Origin of the sequence: Aestuariicoccus sp. MJ-SS9 (assembly GCF_032586235.1) — a bacterium.
Taxonomy (GTDB): domain Bacteria; phylum Pseudomonadota; class Alphaproteobacteria; order Rhodobacterales; family Rhodobacteraceae; genus Aestuariicoccus.
Genome location: NZ_JAWHTD010000009.1, coordinates 105,563 through 126,132, shown reverse-complemented (window position 1 = coordinate 126,132; position 20,570 = coordinate 105,563). Strand labels below are relative to the sequence as shown.

At 62.5% G+C, this 20,570-nt stretch carries 20 protein-coding genes; 11 read left to right on the top strand and 9 right to left on the bottom strand.

What is annotated here, in order from left to right:
* The coding region (locus RXV88_RS09230; protein ID WP_316292204.1) for a sulfotransferase domain-containing protein at positions 1-377 on the top strand (377 nt) is incomplete at its 5' end.
* 182 nt (positions 378-559) lie between these two features.
* Here RXV88_RS09230 and RXV88_RS09225 read toward each other — a convergent pair.
* The 3 genes from RXV88_RS09225 to RXV88_RS09215 form a co-directional block, all read right to left on the bottom strand.
* Positions 560-1,177, bottom strand: a complete 618-nt coding sequence (locus RXV88_RS09225) for a hypothetical protein (RefSeq protein WP_316292202.1) — start codon at positions 1,175-1,177, stop codon at positions 560-562.
* A gap of 11 nt (positions 1,178-1,188) precedes the next feature.
* Complete coding sequence (locus tag RXV88_RS09220) at positions 1,189-1,677, bottom strand: hypothetical protein (RefSeq protein ID WP_316292200.1); 489 nt, start codon at positions 1,675-1,677, stop codon at positions 1,189-1,191.
* A 275-nt stretch (positions 1,678-1,952) separates the two neighbouring features.
* Positions 1,953-2,138: a hypothetical protein gene (locus tag RXV88_RS09215; protein ID WP_316292198.1), complete on the bottom strand. Its 186-nt coding sequence runs from the start codon at positions 2,136-2,138 to the stop codon at positions 1,953-1,955.
* Between the two features lie 148 nt (positions 2,139-2,286).
* On the opposite strand from RXV88_RS09215, the gene RXV88_RS09210 reads away from it, so the two are divergent.
* Genes RXV88_RS09210 through RXV88_RS09200 form a run of 3 tightly spaced genes read left to right on the top strand, consistent with a single transcriptional unit; the run spans position 2,287 to position 3,824 of the window.
* Complete coding sequence (locus tag RXV88_RS09210) at positions 2,287-2,607, top strand: transcriptional regulator (protein ID WP_316292196.1); 321 nt, start codon at positions 2,287-2,289, stop codon at positions 2,605-2,607.
* Between the two features lie 48 nt (positions 2,608-2,655).
* Positions 2,656-3,504 carry a hypothetical protein gene (locus RXV88_RS09205; protein ID WP_316292194.1) on the top strand — a complete coding sequence of 283 codons (849 nt, stop codon included), beginning with the start codon at positions 2,656-2,658 and terminating at the stop codon, positions 3,502-3,504.
* Positions 3,501-3,824 (top strand): tetratricopeptide repeat protein, encoded by a 324-nt coding sequence (locus tag RXV88_RS09200; protein ID WP_316292192.1) that lies wholly within the window; start codon positions 3,501-3,503, stop codon positions 3,822-3,824. Before RXV88_RS09205 ends, RXV88_RS09200 begins: the two co-directional genes overlap by 4 nt.
* 13 nt (positions 3,825-3,837) lie before the next feature.
* Here RXV88_RS09200 and RXV88_RS09195 read toward each other — a convergent pair whose 3' ends face one another.
* Complete coding sequence (locus RXV88_RS09195) at positions 3,838-6,777, bottom strand: calcium-binding protein (RefSeq protein WP_316292190.1); 2,940 nt, start codon at positions 6,775-6,777, stop codon at positions 3,838-3,840.
* 854 nt (positions 6,778-7,631) lie between these two features.
* Between RXV88_RS09195 and RXV88_RS09190 the strand changes: the two genes are divergently transcribed.
* The 4 genes from RXV88_RS09190 (at position 7,632) to RXV88_RS09175 (ending at position 12,100) form a co-directional block, all read left to right on the top strand.
* A complete protein-coding gene (locus RXV88_RS09190) occupies positions 7,632-9,038 on the top strand; it encodes an MBOAT family O-acyltransferase (RefSeq protein ID WP_316292188.1) in 1,407 nt (468 codons plus the stop codon).
* Positions 9,028-10,086 carry a hypothetical protein gene (locus tag RXV88_RS09185; RefSeq protein WP_316292186.1) on the top strand — a complete coding sequence of 353 codons (1,059 nt, stop codon included), beginning with the start codon at positions 9,028-9,030 and terminating at the stop codon, positions 10,084-10,086. Before RXV88_RS09190 ends, RXV88_RS09185 begins: the two co-directional genes overlap by 11 nt.
* 137 nt (positions 10,087-10,223) lie before the next feature.
* Positions 10,224-10,562, top strand: coding sequence for a hypothetical protein (locus RXV88_RS09180; protein ID WP_316292184.1), 339 nt, complete (start codon positions 10,224-10,226; stop codon positions 10,560-10,562).
* A gap of 227 nt (positions 10,563-10,789) precedes the next feature.
* Entirely contained in the window at positions 10,790-12,100 is a 1,311-nt protein-coding gene (locus tag RXV88_RS09175; protein WP_316292182.1) for an acyltransferase, read from the top strand.
* A 42-nt stretch (positions 12,101-12,142) separates the two neighbouring features.
* Here RXV88_RS09175 and RXV88_RS09170 read toward each other — a convergent pair whose 3' ends face one another.
* Entirely contained in the window at positions 12,143-12,553 is a 411-nt protein-coding gene (locus tag RXV88_RS09170) for a hypothetical protein (protein ID WP_316292180.1), read from the bottom strand.
* Between the two features lie 163 nt (positions 12,554-12,716).
* On the opposite strand from RXV88_RS09170, the gene lgt reads away from it, so the two are divergent.
* Entirely contained in the window at positions 12,717-13,652 is a 936-nt protein-coding gene (gene lgt, locus RXV88_RS09165; protein WP_316292178.1) for a prolipoprotein diacylglyceryl transferase, read from the top strand.
* Here lgt and RXV88_RS09160 read toward each other — a convergent pair.
* Positions 13,640-14,275 carry a DUF6962 family protein gene (locus RXV88_RS09160; RefSeq protein WP_316292176.1) on the bottom strand — a complete coding sequence of 212 codons (636 nt, stop codon included), beginning with the start codon at positions 14,273-14,275 and terminating at the stop codon, positions 13,640-13,642. The two genes, lgt and RXV88_RS09160, sit on opposite strands and share 13 nt — an antisense overlap.
* Before the next feature lie 180 nt (positions 14,276-14,455).
* Between RXV88_RS09160 and RXV88_RS09155 the strand changes: the two genes are divergently transcribed.
* On the top strand, positions 14,456-15,388 hold the full coding sequence (locus RXV88_RS09155; RefSeq protein ID WP_316292175.1) for a phosphatidate cytidylyltransferase: 933 nt from the start codon (positions 14,456-14,458) through the stop codon (positions 15,386-15,388).
* On the opposite strand, the gene RXV88_RS09150 is transcribed toward RXV88_RS09155, so the two are convergent.
* Genes RXV88_RS09150 through RXV88_RS09140 form a run of 3 tightly spaced genes read right to left on the bottom strand, consistent with a single transcriptional unit; the run spans position 15,370 to position 19,251 of the window.
* A complete protein-coding gene (locus tag RXV88_RS09150) occupies positions 15,370-16,041 on the bottom strand; it encodes a CDP-alcohol phosphatidyltransferase family protein (RefSeq protein WP_316292173.1) in 672 nt (223 codons plus the stop codon). The genes RXV88_RS09155 and RXV88_RS09150 overlap by 19 nt on opposite strands.
* Positions 16,034-18,550, bottom strand: coding sequence for an AMP-binding protein (locus RXV88_RS09145; protein ID WP_316292171.1), 2,517 nt, complete (start codon positions 18,548-18,550; stop codon positions 16,034-16,036). Before RXV88_RS09145 ends, RXV88_RS09150 begins: the two co-directional genes overlap by 8 nt.
* A complete protein-coding gene (locus RXV88_RS09140) occupies positions 18,547-19,251 on the bottom strand; it encodes a hypothetical protein (RefSeq protein WP_316292169.1) in 705 nt (234 codons plus the stop codon). The genes RXV88_RS09145 and RXV88_RS09140 overlap by 4 nt, the downstream gene beginning before the upstream one ends.
* Positions 19,252-19,437: 186 nt before the next feature.
* Between RXV88_RS09140 and RXV88_RS09135 the strand changes: the two genes are divergently transcribed.
* The gene (locus RXV88_RS09135; RefSeq protein WP_316292168.1) at positions 19,438-20,157 is read left to right on the top strand and encodes a TIGR00730 family Rossman fold protein; all 720 of its coding nucleotides are present in this window, start codon (positions 19,438-19,440) and stop codon (positions 20,155-20,157) included.
* Positions 20,158-20,570 lie beyond the last annotated feature (413 nt).

Sequence of the window (20,570 nt, the reverse complement as noted above, 5' to 3'; positions counted from 1 at the left end):
TCTTACAGTCCAAAGCGCGCCAAACAGGGGGAAACGTGCATTTCTTCCACTACGCTGATCTGAGCCGAGACTTGCGGCGGCAAATCGCACGTCTTGCCGGCATTTTGGACATCCACCTTTCTTCGCAGAGCCTCGATGACATCGCTGAGGCAAACACCTTCGCCAGCATGCGAAAAGCCGTGGAAATCAGTGAAATGCGTTTTCACGAAAGCTCTCCGTTCAACGATCAGGCAAATTTCTTTGCGTCCGGAACATCAAACAAGTGGGAGGGCAAACTGAGCGAAACTGACATTGATCGCTATTCCCACCGTCTCGCCTCGCTCTTGTCGCCGGAGGATGCAGCATGGCTAAATTGGGGCAATAAGCGTAGTCCTTGAGTCTGCCTTGGGCTCTTCCAAGACATCTGAGCAAAACGATCAGATGACCGCTGGACGGCGGTAAGTAGCCGTCAGAGCCGAAAATCCTCTGAGCCGAGCCCGAACGACAGCTTTTACTGCCTCCAGACGTTCGCCAAAATCAAGGCTACGACCGGCTTGCGGACCAAGCCGACGCTACTAGGCTAGGTGAAGAAGAAGACCAACGGAACAGGTGCGACGGCGCAGACGATAGTTGCGAGGTATGTCCCGAACCCGTAAAGCCGCGACGCACCAGCCATAAAGGCTAGCCCTCCTCCACCTCCAAGCAGGGAGTTTCCCGGTGTGTTCAGCGCGATCGCGAGCAGGAGATGTCGGTAGCGATGCAGCCTTCGGCCAAGTGCCGGAGGAAGGATGAGCGATAACCTATCCGCGCGCTCATGCGGGGCGGCGCTATCCAGTTCGATAATGAACGCCGCGGCCTTTGTGAGCCCGAGCTGCTGTAGCCCACAGGCTAGGAGAGGCGCGGGGACAAGCCGCGCGCACAGGAATGAAACGACCAAAGCGCCAACCATTCCGAGATAGACCAAGGGAGCCACTTGCCCGCCAAATAGAAGCAATAAAGCAAATCCGATCTCGGCACCGGGCACGAACGGGATTGCCGCCAGGACAACAAAGGCGACGAAGGCGGTCATGACGATCCTGTGTATCATAGGTTCGTTCATCGGGCGCATTTCGGGCACTGTCAGGTCTTTCAGGTACCCGCCGAGAAACCAGCCCCCGACAAGTAATAGGCCATAAAAGGCAAACGCTTTACGTTTCACCAAGATTGCCTTCAGAACCGGGAGCACATCGGGTTCCCATCCAGGTCCATCGACTGCATGGACTGACGCATCTGCGCAAGGGGTGCGGTTTCAACAATGCTCACCTGCTCGCCGACGAAGGTGATCTCGCGCCGGGACGTCCAGTACCAGCGACGACGCTCCCATGTGATAGCCACCCTGATTGAGCCGTCCTCTTTGACGAGGCCGTCATAGTCGAAGCGACCACGGCTATCGCTTTCAAGTGTGCCCGTGAACCGGACTCCATCCGGGGTCACTTCCGCGGCATAGGTGCCGGGCATGAAGCCGCAGCGGGTGCAGATGTCGGACCAGAAGTGTCCGTCGTCGAAGTGAAGGCTGTCTTCAAGGTCCGGGTTTTCGGCCGGACCGATCATACCAGTAAATGCACGGCCATCTAAAATGCCCGCCGCCATCGCCGCGACGGTGCTTACAAGCAGGATCGAAAGTGCCAACGCCAATGGCGTGCGAAAAAGCTTGATCAATTGCTTACCTTCTAGGCCAGTGCGCAGTCTATTCTCGAATCCAGTTTGGTGCAATTTGTTGTCATCGAGGCAGCCTAAGGACAATGTCCGCTACGGGCTCGTCCGAGACATCTGAGCAAAATGATCAGATTACCGCTGGACGGCGGTAAGCAGCCGTTAGAGCCGACGAAATCGCAGAGACACGCTCGAACGAAGGCTTTCACCGGCTCCAGACGTTCGCCGCAGGCCCGTCCAGCGTCTCACATGCGGACGAAGCGGATATCCTGGCGGGCCTTCTATACCTGATCGAATTCCCGCAACGCATTGCGGTGCAACGTTTTCTGGAGCCCCTTGGCCATGGCCGCCGAAATCTTCCGCAGAGCGCTTTGGATGATCTCGCTTTGCATTCTGCCGACGTCGCGGCGCTTTGTTTCGGAGATGTCGGTATAGTGTGTGAGGATGAATGTCTCTTGATCGGTCATCTTGGGTATCCAGTGCAGTTGGGTCTCGATTTACGTGATCCAACTCTGGCACGAAGATGACCGCGCCGCTTTCAGGGGTTGTCCAGAACTTGTCCAGAAATCTTCCATTCTCCTTGAGAAACGCCTGACCGCGTGGTCATGATCACGCATGGCAAACGACGGCGTCATTTCGTTCGAGAACTTCCGAATTGACCTCCAACGGGGTGAACTCCGTCAGAACGAGCGCGTCGTCCAGGTGGAACCGCAGGTTTTGGACCTCATCACCTACCTTGCCAAACATCCGGGCGCGATCGTGTCCCGCGACGATCTCATCGAACATGTCTGGGGCGGGCGGATCGTTTCGGACAGCGCGATTTCTACCCGTATCAACGCGGCCCGCGCGGCCCTGGGCGACGATGGGCAGGCCCAAAAGCTGATCAAGACACTTCCGCGCAGGGGCTTCCGCTTTGAGGGGGCGGTCCGAGGCTAGCGCGCCAGTGCGTCCAGCGTCCTGACCGAGAAACCCTCTGTCGCGGTCTTGCCATTCCGGAACCTTTCAGGAGATCGGTCGGAATCCTATTTCTCGGATGGAATAACCGACGACATTCTGACCGACCTGTCCCGTTATGCCGAGCTTTTCATCATCGCGCGGCATTCCAGTTTTGCCTATCGCGGGTCCGATCTCACCATTGCGCAGATCGCGCGCGAGCTTGGCGTGCAATATATTGTCGAAGGAAGCATACGTCGTTCCGGCGACCGCATACGCGTCACGGCACAACTCGTCGACGCCGAGATCGGCAATCAGGTATGGGCCGACCGATATGACAGAGAGCTCACGGATCTTTTCGAAGTTCAGGACGAGATCACGAGCATCGTTGTCAACAGGCTGGTCGGTGAGATCACGCGACAGCACTACCGCCGATCCCTGGTCAAGACACCAGAGACGATCAACGCGTATGACTATGTCCTCAGAGCGCTGGACTACGTTTGGAAATTTGATCCCGACGGCAACCGCCAGGCGATAGCAGAAGCAGAGCGGGCATTGGTACTCGATCCCGGCGCAGCACGGGCGCATGCCGTGATCTCGTGGGCATATCTGCATTTCTACAACAATGGATTTTCCGACGACCTCGATGCCGCCGCTGATAAATGTGCTGATGCGGCCCGGGCTGCGGTAAAGGCCGACGAGAGGGAACCCTGGGCGCATACGGTTATGGGGTGGATGCATCAGTGGATCGAAAGGTCGACGGGCCGTGCCCTTTCCGAGCTCGATCAAGCGGTGTCGCTCAATCCGGCGAGCGTCTATTTTCTCGGAGCCTTCGCGCCTTTTCGTACACGTATGCTGGACGGTCCGAGGAGGCGCTGTCGGAACTGGAAACGGCGATGAAACTGAACCCGCATTTTCCGCTTTCCTATCATATCTTCTGCGGTCGCGCGCTTTTCAATCTGGAAAGATACGCAGAAGCGATGCCCCATTTGGAACGGGTCCGTACCGCTCAGCCGGGCCACCCGAACGCGCTGGCACTGGCCGCGGCCTGCTACGCTGCAAATGGCCGACTTGAAGACGCGCGCGCCACGGCAGGCGAAGTTGAAAAGGCCAATGCCAAATTCACTATCGGATTTGCGGGAACCGTCCTTCCCTACGAAGTGGACGAAGAAAGAGAGCGATTTCTGGCAATGCTGAAACTCGCAGGTCTCACCCCGTGATTGCAGCTAGGGGTCAGAGGAAAGTGAAGTCGTCCACCGTCAGGTCAGCCGCCGACACGCCCTCGATCAGCACCGTGTGGCCTTGGTAGTCGATCAGCGCACCCTCAGCAGTATCGGTGATGTTCAGCGCGGCGACCTTACCTGCGAGCCCAGACCCCGGCGCATTCTCGACCCCCACCATGCGGAAGCTGTCGATGCCGTCCTCGAAGTCGGTGATGACGTCCGCATCGCCGTCCTTGAAGAAGTTCCAGACGAAGACGTCGGCACCGTCCCCGCCCGTCATGGTGTCGTCGCCATCGCCGCCGTTAATCGTGTCGTTGCCCAGGCCACCGCCGATGTCGTCGTCCCGGCCGCCGCCCGCGAGGAAGTCGTCGCCGCCTTCGCCCGAGATAACATCATCGGCCTCTCCGCCGCCGATGTTGTCGTTGCCGGCGCCGCCCGAGATCACATCCTGACCCGCGCCTCCGCCAAGGTCGTCATTCCCGGCACCGCCCTCAATCGTGTCGCTGCCGAGCGAGCCTCCGGCAGTGTCGGAGCCCTCGTCGCCGGTCATCGAGTCGTTGCCGGGACCGCCGTTGATCACGTCGTTGCCGTCACCGCCGTCCATCGTGTCGTCGTCCTGGCCGCCGCCCATGAAGTCGTTGTCGGCGCCACCGTCCATCACGTCGTTGCCCGGTCCGCCGCCCATCAGATCGTTGCCGCCGTCGCCATTGACGACGTCGTCACCGTCGGACCCGGCCATGTTGTCGGCCCCGTCGCCGCCGTTCAGCGTGTCGTTCCCGGCCTGCCCGAGCAGGTCGTCGTCGCCCGCCCCGCCGTTCAGGTCGTCGTCGTCGTCGCCACCGGCTAGACGGTCATCGCCGTCGCCGCCGATCAGGGTGTCATCGCCAGTCTCACCGTTGAGGGTATCATTTCCGGCATCCCCTTCGATCAGGTCGTTCTGGGCTCCGCCGAAGGCCAGGTCGCCGCCGTCGCCAGCCTGAAGCACGTCGGCACCCGTCCCTCCGGAAAGCGTGTCGTCGTCCGCCCCGCCCGCCAGCAGGTCGGCACCGTCGCCCCCGTCCAGATCGTCATTTCCGGGACCGCCCGAAAGCGCGTCATCTCCAAGACCGCCGGACAGCCGGTCGCTGCCGGCTTCGCCGAGGATCGTATCGGTCCCGTCACCGCCGCTCGCCGTATCGTCGCCATCGCCGCCGTCCAGCGTATCGTTACCGGCCTCGCCCAAAAGGTCGTCGTCACCAGCACCGCCCGTGATGATGTCATCGCCGTCACCACCGTCGAGCACATCGTCGCCCGCCCCGCCCTCGAGCACGTCCGCCGCGGCGGCACCCGAAAGGGTATCGGCGCCGTCACCGCCCAGCAGCATATCGCTCCCGGCACCGCCCTCAAGCACATCATTGCCGGCCTGCCCGTCCAGAACGCTGCCGGCCACGGTCGAATACAAGATGTCGTTCGCCTGACTGCCCGTCGCGTGTTCAAACCCCGAGATCGCGTCGCCCTCGGCGTCTCCCCCCTCCGCCGTCTGCGCAGAGAGATCAACAGTGACCCCTTCGCCGGATGACGTTGCGTAAGATACCGTGTCTTCGCCCGCCTCGCCCGCCAACGTGTCCGCGCCAGCGCCGCCGATCAGGCTGTCGTCGCCCTGGCCCCCGCGAAATTCATCGTTGCCGGTACCGCCGATCACCGTCTCGTCGCCGACCCCGCCCCGGAACGCCGCGTAGGATTCGTCGGCATAGGTCCCGCCGCTGAAATCGACGCTCACGCTCTCGCCCGTCTGGCTCTCCGAAAGGATCAGCAGCCGCTGCGTCCCGATCAGCGACGGCAACGCCGTGACGCTCTGGCCGTCCACGTCGAAGATGCGGATCGCCGAACCGTTCGTCGCAGCGAACTCGGTCATCACGATTTCGCCGAAATTCACCACCTGCGCCGCTTCGATGTCGTAGTTGGTGTTCTGCCAGAACGCCGTGCGCTCGATCCCCGACAGAACCGTGCCGCGCAGATTCTGCCCGCCGCCGCCCCTGAGATCGACATGGTCGAACCCGCTGCCACCGAGGATCTGACTGTCGACCAGGCTCGCGGCGATGCTGAAAATGTCGTCATCCGCGCCGCCGTCGAGAAGATCATCCGCGTTGTTAGCAAAGGAGGCCAGTGAGTCGTTGCCCGCTTCGCCGCGCAGCGTGTCGGCGCCCCCGAGATTGGCGATCAGCGTATCGTCCCCGATCCCGCCGATCAGGCTGTCGTCGCCCTGGCCCCCGCGAAATTCATCGTTGCCGGTACCGCCGATCACCGTCTCGTCGCCGACCCCGCCCCGGAACGTGGCGTAGGAATCGTCGGCATAGGTGCCGCCGCTGAAATCGACGCTCACGCTCTCGCCCGTCTGGCTTTCCGAAAGGATCAGCAACCGCTGCGTCCCGATCAGCGATGGCAGCGCCGTGACGCTCTGGCCGTCCACGTCGAAGATGCGGATCGCCGAACCGTTCGTCGCAGCGAACTCGGTCATCACGATTTCGCCGAAATTCACCACCTGCGCCGCTTCGATGTCGTAGTTGGTGTTCTGCCAGAGCGCCGTGCGCTCGATCCCCGACAGAACCGTGCCGCGCAGATTCTGCCCGCCGCCGCCCCTGAGATCGACATGGTCGAAGCCGCTGCCACCGAGGATCTGACTGTCGACCAGGCTCGCGGCGATGCTGAAAATGTCGTCATCCGCGCCGCCGTCTAAAAGCTCATCGGCGTTGCTGCCGAAAGAGGCCAGCGAGTCGTTCCCCGCTTCGCCGCGCAAAGTGTCCGCGCCCCCGAGATTGGCGATCAGCGTATCGTCCCCGATCCCGCCGATCAGGCTGTCGTCGCCCTGGCCTCCTCGCAACTCATCGTTGCCCGGGCCGCCATCGATCGTGTCATCGAATTCAGTTCCGTTGAGATCGTCGTCAAGGTCGGTTCCCGGAATAAACGCCATGGGGGTCCCTTCGCATTTCAAACCTTATCAGTCATAATTTGACCTGACGTTTCTCGGGAAAAACGCAGGTGCGGCAAGGGCCGCTTCGATCAATTTTCGATCCGATGGTAAGTCCTTGTGGCGCGATGCCGCAAGCCGCATTTGTGGACAACAGGCGCGCGCCGGTCTGGATTTCCCTAATGAGTCGCAATGGCTTTCGGGCTCATTTGTCAGCGGTTGAACACGTAGGGTCAGGATGCATTGAATTCCCGAGTTCTGAGTGACTCACGGCTCCAAGAACGGAGCGGTGACATGAGCAATCTTTTCTGGCTGATCGACGCGCATATGGCTGGGGTGGTAAGAGACCTTGACCCTCGATGATCCGTATCGAGAAAGCCCAACCACCCGGGAAACTGGGGCGGTAACGGGGGCAAAAAGAAAGCAAAGTGGGGGTCCCTCGGCCCGAAGGCTGAGTGAGTTGTCATGGGTGATCCCGTTCTCAGACCGCGCCGACTGGTGACCGACGAGGCTGGCCGTCCTCAGTGAAAAATTTGCAGTCAACCGGGCCAGTTCTCAACGCAAATCAACAGCGCCGCGACACCGGTTGTCGGGCCGCGCCCCGCACGACGGGGTCGCGAAGGTGCGGTTGCGATCGGCGCGCCGCCTGACGATCGCGCGGGCGACAGCGGACTGTCTGGCGCGGCTGGCCCAACGGGAATATGCCTACAAGACTATGTCTTTTCAACAAATTGCCATTATTTCGATGCAAATTTCCTGAAAGGTAAGACCGGGCGACTCTCCGGCAAACCGCAGACCACTTGCGAGGCGCCGGCCAATAGCTCCGGACAAAAGAGCAGTAACGTCACAGGCACATCATGTCATTCACCTCGTTGGTATTCCTGATTTTCGCCCCCGGAATCCTGATCGCCTACATGATGATACCGGCGGCGTATCGTCGTCACCTGGTGGCCGCGGGATCCCTGCTTTTCTACGCCTACTGGGAAGTTGCCTATGTTCCCCTGCTGTTCGCATCAGCGCTCATCGACTATTTCGCAAGCATCTGGATTCATCGGTCCTCCAGACCCGGCCAGAAACGCGTCTGGCTGCTACTTTCGATCCTTATCAACCTAGGCATACTGTTCTTCTTCAAATACTGGAATTTCTTTACCGACAACGTTAATCACCTGATCGGAACGGATCTGCAGGGCATCAACGTTCTATTGCCGCTGGGCATCTCCTTCTACACCCTGCAGACAATGAGCTATACCTTCGACGTGTATCGCGGGAAATTCAAACCCGAGACGAATTTCCTGACCTACTTCGTCTACGTCAGCTTCTTCCCGCAACTGGTTGCTGGCCCGATCGAACGGGCCTCGACGCTGCTGACTCAGGTCAGAAATCTCGACCTGCCCTCGATGAAAGACGTTCAGCGCGGTTTCGTGCTGATTGCCTGGGGCTTTTTCGCCAAGCTCGTCATCGCGGACAATATTGCCGAGTTCATCTCCTACAGTTTCCTGCAGACCCCAGGCGGGCTGATCCTATGGGCCATTTCCTTTGTCTTCGTGGCGCAGGTGTATTTCGATTTCTATGGCTACACCCTTATCGCGCGCGGGCTCGCAAGCTTCATGGGCATCAATCTTTCGCTTAACTTCCGGCAACCATTCTATGCCAAGAACATGACCTCCTTCTGGCAGCGCTGGCATATCAGCCTGACCAAATGGGTGACGGACTATATCCATATCCCGCTGGCCAGACGGTTTCCGCAGGAACCGATGCGGTCGTTCATCGCCATCATGGCGATGTGCATCGTCGGCCTGTGGCACGGCGCGTCGTGGAATTTCGTGCTGTTCGGGCTGGTCAACGGACTGATGATGCGGTTCTGGTCGCCGGTCGCAAGGCTGCTCTCGGTCATTCCCAGCAACGATCTCATCCGCGAGGTGTTTGGCCGCGCGATGATGGTGATGTGCATTTCGTTCGTCGGCATTCTCTTCTTCATCCGCGACTTTTCGTTGCTGCAATCCCAGATCGGTACGATGTTCACGACCGACCTTGGCCTTGCGGCGCTTGCCGCGGCCCCGGCCAAGCTTGACTTCCTGCTTGGGCTGATCGGCATGACGATCTTTTTCTTCAACGACTGGCTGGTGTATCGCAAAATGCCCGTGCACGTGGAAGCAAGCGCCTCCGTGCCCTTTCTCAGAGAGGGCATCCTAGGCTGCTGCGTGGTCGCGATCCTACTGTTCGGCAACTTTGATGTTGAGGGGTTCATCTATTTTGAGTTCTAGAAACAAGATCAGCCTGATCCTCGCGTGGTGCGGATTTGCCATCTGCGTCCCCTATCTGGCGCTGGCGGTGTTCTTTGCCGACCGCAAGCCGGACGACCGTCTGGAAACCTTTCATGCCCGCGCACCGAAAATCGAGGCCCTCAGCCTTGGCTCCTCGCACACACGGGATCTTCATTTTCCCAGCATGGGGCTTTCGGGCTATTCCTTCGCCGATGACGGCGGCGATCTGAGGATTGCCGAATACAAACTTCGCCGCCTTGTGGATCGTCTGCCGAACCTGACGCATGTCTTTATCGCCGTCGGTCCGGGGATGCTCAGCTATGACCGGATCCTCGGCATTCCCGGCGAATTCCCCAGCGATTACATCCTGTATTCGCCTTCGGTCACTTCGATGTCTCGGTTGCGGTCGCGGGATATCGTCTGGGCCCTGCGCGCAGGGCTGCTCAGCGTCAGATCCACCGCGCTGGAGGCGAACCGCAGAAGCCGCGAGGCCTTTCGCCGGCTAGTCCGCGGCGGCAATGACGGCGGGTCCGACGACGGCCTCGTTTGCGAGTTTCCCGACAATCCCCCGGATCACCCGCACGAGGACGGCATTCTTGACGGGTTCGCACGCACCCCGATCGACGCAAGCTGCCTGACCGATGCCTTCGACGAAAAGGATGTCGACCGGCGCATGCGGACGATCCGGCGCGTGCTGGACACCGAACCCCGGACGCCTGCCATCAATGCCGGCCACCTGCGCAGCATGGCGAACCTGCTCAAGGAAACCGGCGCGGAGCTTGTCATCGTCGTGTCACCGACGACAAGGGGCTACTTCGAAGATCCGCGGATGAAGGAATTGTGGTCGATTGAACGGCCAATGCTCGAAGAGGTGGCAGAAGCCGACAATGTGCGCATGGTCGACGTCCATGACCTTTTCTTCGACATGGATTACCGGACTGACAACAAATGGTTTTCGGACCCGGATCACCTGTCTTACCAGGGCGCGGTGGAATTCTCCGGCGCCGTGCGATCGGAACTGTTTGCCGAAGGTGCCGAAGGGCAATGATCCTGCGGGGCCGGACGTGACCGGCCGGCACATGATCCGGACGCCGATTTCCGGCCCCGCGAAACGCGCGTCTGCGACCCGGCGGCGCAAATGGCCTGCCCGCCCCCTGTCGACAGGGGGGGCAGAACGTCGATGTGGTGTCACGGCAGGAAATCGAACTCCGTGAACCCGAAATCCGCAGCAGTGGCTTTCTCTACAGTGATCACATCCAGACCGCAGGAAATCGTCATGTCTGTCCCGTTCTGGGCGATGGTCAAATCGCCGAACGCGATCCCACCGGTAAAGACGATGTGATCCCGTTCTCAGACCGTGCCGACTGGCGGCCCACCAAGGAAGCCGTCCAGTGCCCCGGAACGCCGGTTCGCTCGAACTGGGTGATGAACCACTTTCTGGTGCTGTGGAACACCAACCCCGGACGGTCGAGGTTGACCCGACAACGATGCCTGGCGAATGCGGCTCTTAATCCATTGATCTAGAGCAACGCAGAATGATGGTTGCTGAAATATCTTGGTCCGCAGTTGTTTAGAAGGATTGGCTGCTTCCGGGGGCCGACGAACACAGACTATTCTATCCAGAATGGTTGATGATGAAACGAATGAAGGCGCGTTATGTTGCGTCATGCGCAAGGTAATCCATTAGCGGCGTGCGCGGCTCCATTCGTTCCAGCGACGCATGTATACGCCGGAACCGCGGAGGCGCTGGCATGACGGCAATGACCAGGGCCCGCGAGGCCGCACGTCTGACCCCCAAGAACCGCAACCGGGCAGCGGATTTCTTCAGAGTCCTGGCAATTTGCTTTGTCGTTCTCGGTCATTGGATTCTTGTCGCGCCGTTCGTTTCCGGGAACGCGTTCGAATTGCGCTCGATTTTGGCCGAACAGCCCAGGACGCAATATCTGACCTGGGTCTTCCAGGTGATGCCGATCTTCTTCTTTGTCGGCGGATATTCCAATGCCGCGTCCTGGTCGTCGGCCGGCAAGGTTCCCGAGAAAAGACAGGTCTGGGCCACGGTCCGCTTTCGGCGGCTGCTCTTGCCAATTCTCCCGTTGATCGTGATCTGGGCGGTGGGCACGGTTGTCGGACATCAAGTCGGGACACGATCCGACCTCCTTCGGGACATATCACTGACGGCGCTTATCCCGGTCTGGTTCCTGGCCGTCTACATCATGGTGACATTGCTGGTTCCGGTCACCTATGGGATCTGGCAGCGGTATGGATTGTGGTCTGCAACGATCCCTGCGCTGCTTGCGATCATGGTCGACGTGATCGGCATCGGGTTCGGGCAAACGTGGTTGCGTTGGACGAACTACGCGCTGATCTGGCTGGCGGTTCATCAGCTCGGCTATTGGTGGTGGCGGGGCGGAGTGACCGGGATCCGTGCCGGTCTTCTGGTTCTCATCGGCCTGGTCTGGATGACCGTTCTCATGGGGCCCGCCGGGTATTCCGTCAGCATGGTGTCCGTGGCCGGGCAGGATTTCTCCAACAGCCGCCCGCCCACGACGGCGATGGCGGCGCTGGGTGCCGTGCAGATCGGGTTGATGCTTTTGACGTCAGGCTTCGTGTCGCGCTGGCTCATGCGCGAAACGCCCTGGGCCGTGGTGATCCTCGTCGGGCAGAGGATCATGACGATCTACCTGTGGCACCTGACCGTCGCCGTCGCGGTGATCGGATTGTCCCTGGCCGTGGGCGGGACCGGCCTCCGCCTGACGCCGGGAGAGGGCATCTGGTGGGTCACGCGTCCGATCTGGGTGATCGTTCTGGCCCTGTCGCTTGTCCCGATCCTTCTGATCTTCGGGCCGGTCGAGTCGGAGGCGCGTTTGCCGGGCAACTTCCCTGTCGGTCTCGTCCGGACTGTCGCCGGGACGGTTCTGACCTGCGCTGGCCTCGCCGCGCTGGCGCTTTACGGCACCACGTCAACGGGCTTTCTGGGCCTGAACTGGCCCGGCGTCGGCTTGACGATCGCCGGAGTGATCTTGGTGACTGGTCTGCCGATGTCTGGTCAGAAAAGGCGATGACCTGACAAGTTCAGCGGTTGAATGAATCCTGGGGGCAACACGCTACCAGACCAGCAGAAATCCCCACGCCAGCAGAGCCAGGCCTGGAAAGAGGCAAACGGCCCCGATCGCGTAAAGCGCGAAAGCGAGCCTGTTCGACAGCGCCCCGGAGAAGTGAAACCCGTCCTCGCCTGTCACGGCGCGCAGCAGCATCGCCAGAGTCGATGTCCAGACGAAGACCACCACCAGCCCGGCGGCGACTACTGCCTGCGTCACCCCAAGACCGGAGAGATGAATGACGCCGCCCAGACCGATCAGCAGTACCCCCCTTGCGGTCCCGCCTGCGTGGAGCAAGTGCCAGTCGTGCGGGTTTCTGTCACGGATAAGGTTGAGGTAAAGCGAAAAGCCTGCGGCGGCGGCGAGGAAGACCACGAGGACGCCGTTCAAGGCCAGGAATTCCCTCAGCGCGTCCATCCCTGTCCCCCCCTTTGACCGGCCAGTTTGGCACGGCGGCCCTCGGAACAAGCACCACCTTTGTCCATCAAACAGGTTTTCCAACGCGCGGGATTGACCGAGGTCAATGGGACCCGCCCCCCTGCAGCTAACGTTTTCACGTGACGACGCGGGGAGTTGACCCATGATCCATGACTTCGATCCGGCCATCATGACCACGCCGCTGGGGGCAATCTACTGGTACGGGGCGGTCTATTCGCTGGGGTTTCTCGGCATATTCGTCTGGTTCTGGGCGCGTCGGCGCCCCGTGAACATGACGAACGCCGAAGTCTTCGCCTTCACGATCATGTTCGCCATCGGTGTGATGATCGGCGGCAGAATATTCGACATCCTCGTGTACGAGCTGGACTACTACCGCGCACGGCCGCTCGCGGCGCTGAACTGGTGGGAGGGCGGCATGGCCTCGCATGGCGTGCTCTTGGGCGGGCTGATCGCGACGGGGGTCTATGCACGGGTCAGGGGCTATGACCTGATCGCACTTTTGGACGAGGTGGTGGTGCCCGGGGCGTTTCTTCTCGCGGTCGGACGGCTGGGGAACTTCGTCGAAGGCGGCGTTGTCGGCTCGCAGACCACGATGCCCTGGGGCTTTGTCTATCCGGATCTCGAAGGCGCCCGGCATCCGGTTGCGCTTTATGAAAGCGCCAAGAACTTCGTGATCCTGCCGATCCTCATTTGGGCGATCGGGAAATGGAAGCCCGGGCGCGGGGTGGTGACGGGCCTCTTCGTGTTCCTCTATGCCGGGTTGCGCTTTGCCGTGGACCTGTTTCGGGACTACGAGGCCGCCTGGCTCGGGATCGGCACCGGGCAGGTCTTCAACCTGGCGATGGCCACCGCCGGGCTGATCCTGCTGGTCTGGACGTTGCGGCATCCCCGCGCTGTGCCGCGCACGGCGCAGCGACGCCCGCGGGCCGCAAGCTGGCTTCAGGTCATCGTCCTCGCCGCGCTGATCATCTATCCCCTGGGCATTCCGACCAGCTGGACCCGGGCCAACATCGTCGAGAAGCGGCAAGAGGCGACGGAGGAGGCCCGGTTGCCCCTGCCGCCGCCTTACCCGGTCTGAGCGCGCAGCCCGGGCACCGACAGGAACACCAGCCAGAAGGCCACGAACTGACAGGCATGATAGAGCGTGTTCGTGCTCGCCCAGAGCGGATGGAGCGAGACGCCGAAAAAGATCACGAGACCCGGCACCATCGCCAGCGCGAGACCCGCAAAACCAGCCAGCAGCCGACCGTCTCCTGCGGTTCGATAGCGGCTCAGATAGAGTGCCATCAGCAGCAGCACCGGCGGCGCCAAACCTGCTGGGCCGATTGCGAAGGCGTGGCTTACGAAGGCCAGGATACCCAGCTGCGCCGCCAGCTGGCCCCAGGCCAGGGCCCGGATCGGACCGGGCGCGAGCCAGGGCGGCGCCAGCGCGGCTGCGATGTGCCAGATCGCCACCGCCGCAAAGGCCAGCGCCGCCATGCAGCCGAACCAGACCCACCGCCCGGCCTCGGTTTGATCGCCCGAGAATACCCCGTGCCAGAGTCCCCCCAAAAGCGACGAGGCGCCGAGTGCGGCAAAGAGCAGGGCAAAGAGCCGGTTCATCTGCAGCGTGCCCGGTTCGCGGCGGATCAGCACCCAGCAGAATACCGCGCATTCCGCCGCCAAGGCGAAATCGCTCAGCGTCACGTCTGGTTCAAGCACGGTTCCCGCCCTTTCCCTGTATGCCGGATCGGGACAAGGATGACTTAGTTCCAGGCCCTCTGAACGGCAGAGTGCTCTGCTTGCGCCCAAGGGGGCCTGACCGATGTCAATGTTCTGCCCAACGGTTCCCGTTTACCATCGGTGCCAAACCCGGAATAGGCCGAACGCAGCGGAGGGGTCATGACCGACGAAGCAATCATCAGGCTTTTTGCCTTCCTGATAGGCGTTCTGACGCTTGCGACGCTTGGCGGGGCCGCGATGCGCTGGCGCTACGGGCGCACCGATGGCATCGAGAATTTCCAGCACCGCACCTACGCCTGGTGGGTCATGGTCGCGATCCTGACGCTGGCGATCCTCGCAGGGCGCGCCCTGACGCTGGCGCTCTATGCCGGGCTGTCCGCTCTGGCGCTTTACGAGTTCCTCCGCCAAAGACCCGCAGAGATAATCCGGACCCCGACATCGCTCGCCGCGTTCGCCGTCGTCATTCCCATCCAGTACTGGTTGATCTGGGTGGAATGGTACGGGCTCTTCGTGGTGTTCATACCTGTCTACGGCTTCCTGCTGATACCGATCCTCGCCGTGCTTCAGGGCAAAACCGAAGGCTTTCTTCACAATGTGTCGGAAATCCATTGGGGGCTCATGCTGGCCGTCTTCAGCTTGTCGCACGTGCCGGCGCTGCTGCTGCTCGACATCCCCGGCTTCGAAGGCCGCAATATCCTGCTGCTGGCTTTCCTGGTGCTGGTCGTCCAGTCCAGTGACGTGCTGCAATACCTCTGGGGAAAGGCGGTGGGCCGCCACAAACTCGCCCCATCGGTGTCGCCGTCAAAGACGGTCGAGGGACTCGTCGGCGGTGTCGCCTCGGCATGCGCGGTCGGCGCGTTTTTCGCCTGGCTGACGCCGTTCACCCGGTTCGAGGCGTTGCTGATCTCGTTCCTGGCAGCGACGATGGGGTTCTTCGGCGGGTTCGTCCTGTCGGCCATAAAACGGGACCGGGGCGTCAAGGACTGGGGTGTGTTGATCCCCGGACACGGCGGGATACTCGACCGCGTCGATTCGCTGGTCTTCGCCGCGCCGGTCTATTTCCATTTCATCCGCTACTGGTGGTCCGCCTGATTTAGAAAGGCGCTCGCCCGCCGCAACCGTACAAGCGCGGTATGGGCCGTCCCGGGCACCATAATCCACAACCAGGCCGCCATAGGCCCCCAGGCCCCGCCGGGGCCCCAGGTGAACCGCCAGCTTTCGGGCGCGACCGCCAGGAGGACCGCCAGACCGGCCACCGTGAACATGCGCTGTTGTTTCGCGAAGACCCCGCGATAATCCGCCGGCGCTCCGGCCAGAACGCCAATCGCCCTGACGTAGGCCACCAAGAGCGCGAGGCAGGCGGCGAGCCAGCCGGCCAGCGGGCTGCCCCCCAGCCCATAGCCCGCCCCGACCAGCAGCGCGACGTCCGAAACGCGGTCCGGGACCTCGTTCCAAAGCGCGCCGGTCGCCGTGCCCTTGTCCTGCTCCACCGCAACCATGCCATCGAACATGTTGGACAGCCCGCGCAGCAAGACCATGACGGCGGCCGCCAGCCACAGCGCCCGCGCTGCTTCCGGAAAGACCTGCGTCAGCGCAAGCGCGGTCCCCGCGCCGACGCCGGCCGCCAGACCGAAGCCCGAAATCATGTTCGGGGTCAGACCCCGCGCGGCCATGAGGCGCGCCGCCGCCTGGGTGATCCGCATCTGCCGCGCCGGAATGGGGCGCCGCCCGATATCGTCAGCCATTGTTCGGCCCTCCGTTCCTCAACGTCTCTTCCATGTCCAGAAGCTCGGCCACCCGGGCCTCCAGAAGGGCCCGTGCCTCTTCCGGCGGCATCTTCGGCGGGGTGACGACCGGCGCGCCGAACCGCACCGAGACCGGCGCACGGCGTGGCCAGGTCGCCCCCTTGCGGAGCAACCGGGCACCGCCGGTGACGGCGATCGGGACGACCGGCAGATCGAGTCCCCTGGCCAGCAGGCCGATGCCCGCCTTGAACGGCAGCAGGCGGCCGTCGGGCGAGCGCGTACCCTCGGGGTAGATCAGGATCGACCAGCCCTCATCGGCCAGCAACCCGCAATGCCCCAGGCTCTCCCGCACGCGCCCTTCTCTGGAAAACGGGAACGCCCCCAGGACGGCAGCGGCGAAGAGGGCGGCGATGCGCCTTGCAAAGAAATAATCCGCCGCCGCGGCCACGGCGGTCTTGCGGCGCAGGCCCGCAGGCAGCGCGCGCAGGATCGACACCGTATCCGCGTGGCTGGCATGGTTGGCCACGAACAAAATCGGCCCCTTCGCGGACGCAAACGCCTCCTGTCCGGTCACCGTGAAGGGGCGGGCGAAAACATGATGCGGCAAGAACAGAAGCAATGGCTGCAGCAGCGCCCGCGCAACGCACGCCGCAGCGGTGCGCGGCCAGTTTGCCAGGTTCACGGACTGGGCGGTGGGGACCGGATGGCTCAGAAGCAGGGCCAGGTCGGCCACCGTCGCAAGCCCGGCAATCGCGTCCTCGGGCATTTCCAGCCCGGTTTGCCGCTCGATCTCGGCGGCCAGTTCGACGCGGCCCAGGGAGTCGATGCCGAGGTCGGTATCGAGCCGCATTTCGGGAGAGAACGCTCCACCTGACCGGGTGACCCTTTGCAGGATCCGGGCGATCTTGTCGGTGGGCGCGGCGGGGTCCGCTCCGGACGCCCCGTCCGTGTCCTCGTCCTCCCCCGGCCGCAACGCGCGCCGCTTGATCTTGCCCAGCGCGGTCTTCGGAAAATCGCCCTGCCACAGCGAAAACCCGGTGATACGCTGATGGCTGGCCAGCGCCGCATTGGCCCGGTCGAGCGCGCGGGCCGCGTCCGCCTCGGCGTTTCCGTCTTCCAGCCGGATCACCGCGTGCAGCCGCTCGCCTTTCTTGTCCGGGACGCCGAGAACCGCGCATTCGCGGACTTCGGGCTGGCAGGCCAGTTCGCGCTCTACATCGACGGGAAACACGTTCATGCCGCTTGGCAGAACGATGCGCTCGGACAAGCGCCCGACGATCCGGAAACGGTGCCCCGGCATCTCCTCTGCGATGTCGTCGGTCCGGTACCAGCCATCCGGCGTGAAGGCCGCATTGGTGCGCTCGGGATCGTTCCAGTACCCGCCGAAGACATTGGGCCCGCGCACCTGAAGCTCGCCCTCGTCCGACAGCCGAACCTCCGTGCCCTCGAGCGGGCGTCCGGCGCTGCCCGGGACGCGATCATCGAAGCCGTTGGTCAGGATCACCGGCGCGCATTCGGTGGCGCCGTAGCCCTCGATGACGCGAATGCCCGTGCGTTCCCAGGCTTTCATCAACTCGGCCGGCAGACCCGCCCCGCCGCAGAGAAAGTAGCGCAACCGCCCGCCGAACGCCCGGTGCATCGGCAGGAAGAGCAGCCGGCGCAGCGCCATCGGCAAGTGCGGCGCGATCTGGTGCTGCAGTGCCCAGAGCCCTCCCATGCCGCCGGACCGGGCCCGGTCGTCGGCCGCACCACGCAGCAATTCCAGAAATCCGGGCACCACCACCATCCCGGTCACGCGAAAGCGGCGGGTCTCGGCAAGGATCGCCGAGGGTTTCAGCGAGGGCGTGTAATGGACGGTGCCCCCCATCAGCATCGGAAGGAACAGCCCGACGGTCTGTTCGTACATATGCGACAGCGGCAGGATCGAGACCAGCCGCATCGCCTCGCCCGGCGGCACGACACCCGACACGCCCCGCACGTCGCTCAGAATATTGCCATGGGTCAGCACCACGCCCTTGGGATCGCCAGTCGTGCCCGAGGTAAAGACGATTTCGGCGATGTCGTCGTGCCCCGGCTCGGGCATCTGCGGGGCGTCGTTCGCGGCAAGGGGAAGATCCTCGATGGCGATCACGGGCAAGCGGGTGGCAACCCGCGCCGACCGCGGCGCGATTACGGCGACTGCCTGGGTTTTTCGGCATACCGCCTCCAGAAACTCGTCGGTTGCGTTCAGGTCCAGCGGCACGGCGACGACACCCGCGCGGAAGAGGCCAAAGAGCGCAGCGACCGTGCGGATGCCAGACGGCGCGATCAGCAGCACGCATTGCCCCTTAAGTAACCCATGCTCGCCCACAAGCGCGGCGGCCATCGCTGCGGACGCCTGCTCCAGGTCGCGATAGGTCAAGGTCCGGGTGCGGAGCCGTTCGCGTGAGGTCAGGCAGGGGGCCTCGCCGTAGAGCTTCGCGCAATGCCGGACAAAATCCGGCAGAGATGCGGGGAAACCTGTATTCACCTGGCCACCTCTTGTCCTGGACCGGCAAACGCACGGGTTTTGAGAAAGGTCGACGCCTGATCGAGGAAATGGGCGTCATCGTAGACATCGTCATGCGAGAGCGGCACCGTGACGATCGCATCCGCGTCCGGCAGAAGCCGCTCCAAGGCCTCGGGGGAGAGATCGAGCGTCGCCTCTTCGATACCCAGCCACCGGGCGAGCGCCGAACTCTTGGTCTCCACGATCAGCCCGGCGCCAAGCGGCGAAGACGGGAAGGACAGGCTGGCCGGGTCGGTGCGCGACAGGTCCACGACCGACCGAAATCCCAGAAGCGTCAGCAGGAACGCCGGCACCCGGGCGCAGAGCCGGCGCGCCAGCTGTTCCTGCAAGGGACCCCGGTCCCAGACCGTTCGCCCGATGGGCCACCGTGCGCCCTGCGCATGAAGCAACCTGAATATGACGCCGCCGCCGATATAGAACACGAAATGCAGCCGCCCCGCGCCGTCCGGAGCGAAACGCCGCCGCAACAGGAAGGACACCCAGGCCGCGCTCGCCCGCAGCCCCAGCGGGTAGGGGATCCACGGCACGAAAGCCTGGTCCCCGAAGGCCGCGCGGAAATATTGCCGTGCGGAGCGGCGCTTTCGCCAGCCCGCGGTCAGGCCAACCAGAACCACGACCACGTCCTGAGCGGCGATAGTCCCGATGTCAGTCGCTCGGACCATTCATGTTTCCATCCATCCGGTTCCCCTGAGCCATGCCTCGAGCCTCAATCCCTCGATCGAAGGGCGGGCGGCGCTTTCAGCATAGAGAAGCGTGTGCGCAAAAAATTGATCTACGACAATGAACGGCGGGCCGTCGCGGGTTTCTATGGAAAGTACCAAAGACCGACAGCGAGGGGGAAACGGCAGATGACCGATCGGATCGTGCAGGACAACAGGGGTCTGCTCGACCTCATTCTGGGGGCCGAGACCGCGCTGCTTCGTGGACGGCGCACGCGGGCCGAAGACGTCGAGGCGGCGGTCGGGATCTTTCTCGAACTGCTGCGCGGCTTCGAGCTTCTGAACGTGCCCGATCCCTGCGTAACCTTGTTCGGCTCCGCCCGCATCTGCGAAGGCGAACCGGCCTACGAGACCGCGCGCGCCGTCGGCGCCGCGTTGGCGGAAGCAGGTTTCGCCGTCATGACGGGGGGTGGGCCCGGCCTCATGGAAGCCGCAAACCGCGGTGCGAAGGAGGCGGGCGGCTACAGTGTCGGATGCAACATCCGGCTTCCGACCGAGCAGGAGCCGAACCCCTATCTCGACGATTTCGTCGAGTTCGAACATTTCTTCATCCGCAAGCTGATGCTGATCAAGTATTCCTGCGGCTTCGTCATCCTTCCCGGCGGCTACGGGACCCTCGACGAGGCGTTCGAGGTCGCAACGCTCATCCAGACCGGCAAAATCGAGCGTTTCCCGATCGTCGTGATGGACAAGGAGTTTTACGGTCCCTTCGAGAAACTGATCCGCGGCCGGATGAGTGAAAGCCGCCTGGTCGACGAAGAACGGCTGGACATCGTGCTATTGACCGACGACCCGGCGGAAGGGATCGAATGGATCCGGTCGCACGCGAAAAACGGCTTGGCGAAGTAGCAGGTTGCATGCGAGCGTCGAACAAGGCAGCCAGTTCATTACCGCCGCCAAATTTGTATGCCTCCGCCTCGGCGACAGGGCATCGGGCCGATCCCGATCAAGCTTGACCCGGCATCGCTTCACCGTGAAGGCGTGGATATCGCGATGACTTTTGGCGGCCAAGTCATGGGCTCGATTTCAGCGAAATTCTTGGGCCGGTGAAGACATTCGTCAGGCGCGGACCGAAAGATCCGACTATTCTGCTCGGATGGAAAGCTGGGAAACAGTTCCCAAAGGGGCTTCCATGGTTATTGAACCACGCGGTGCGGGCAGTCTCGTTCGCAATGGCTACGGTGACGAGGCGGGTTCCTATGCTGCAGGCACCCCGTTGAGCCAATGTTCGACTTTCATGAGGTCTGAACACCCTGCATGCC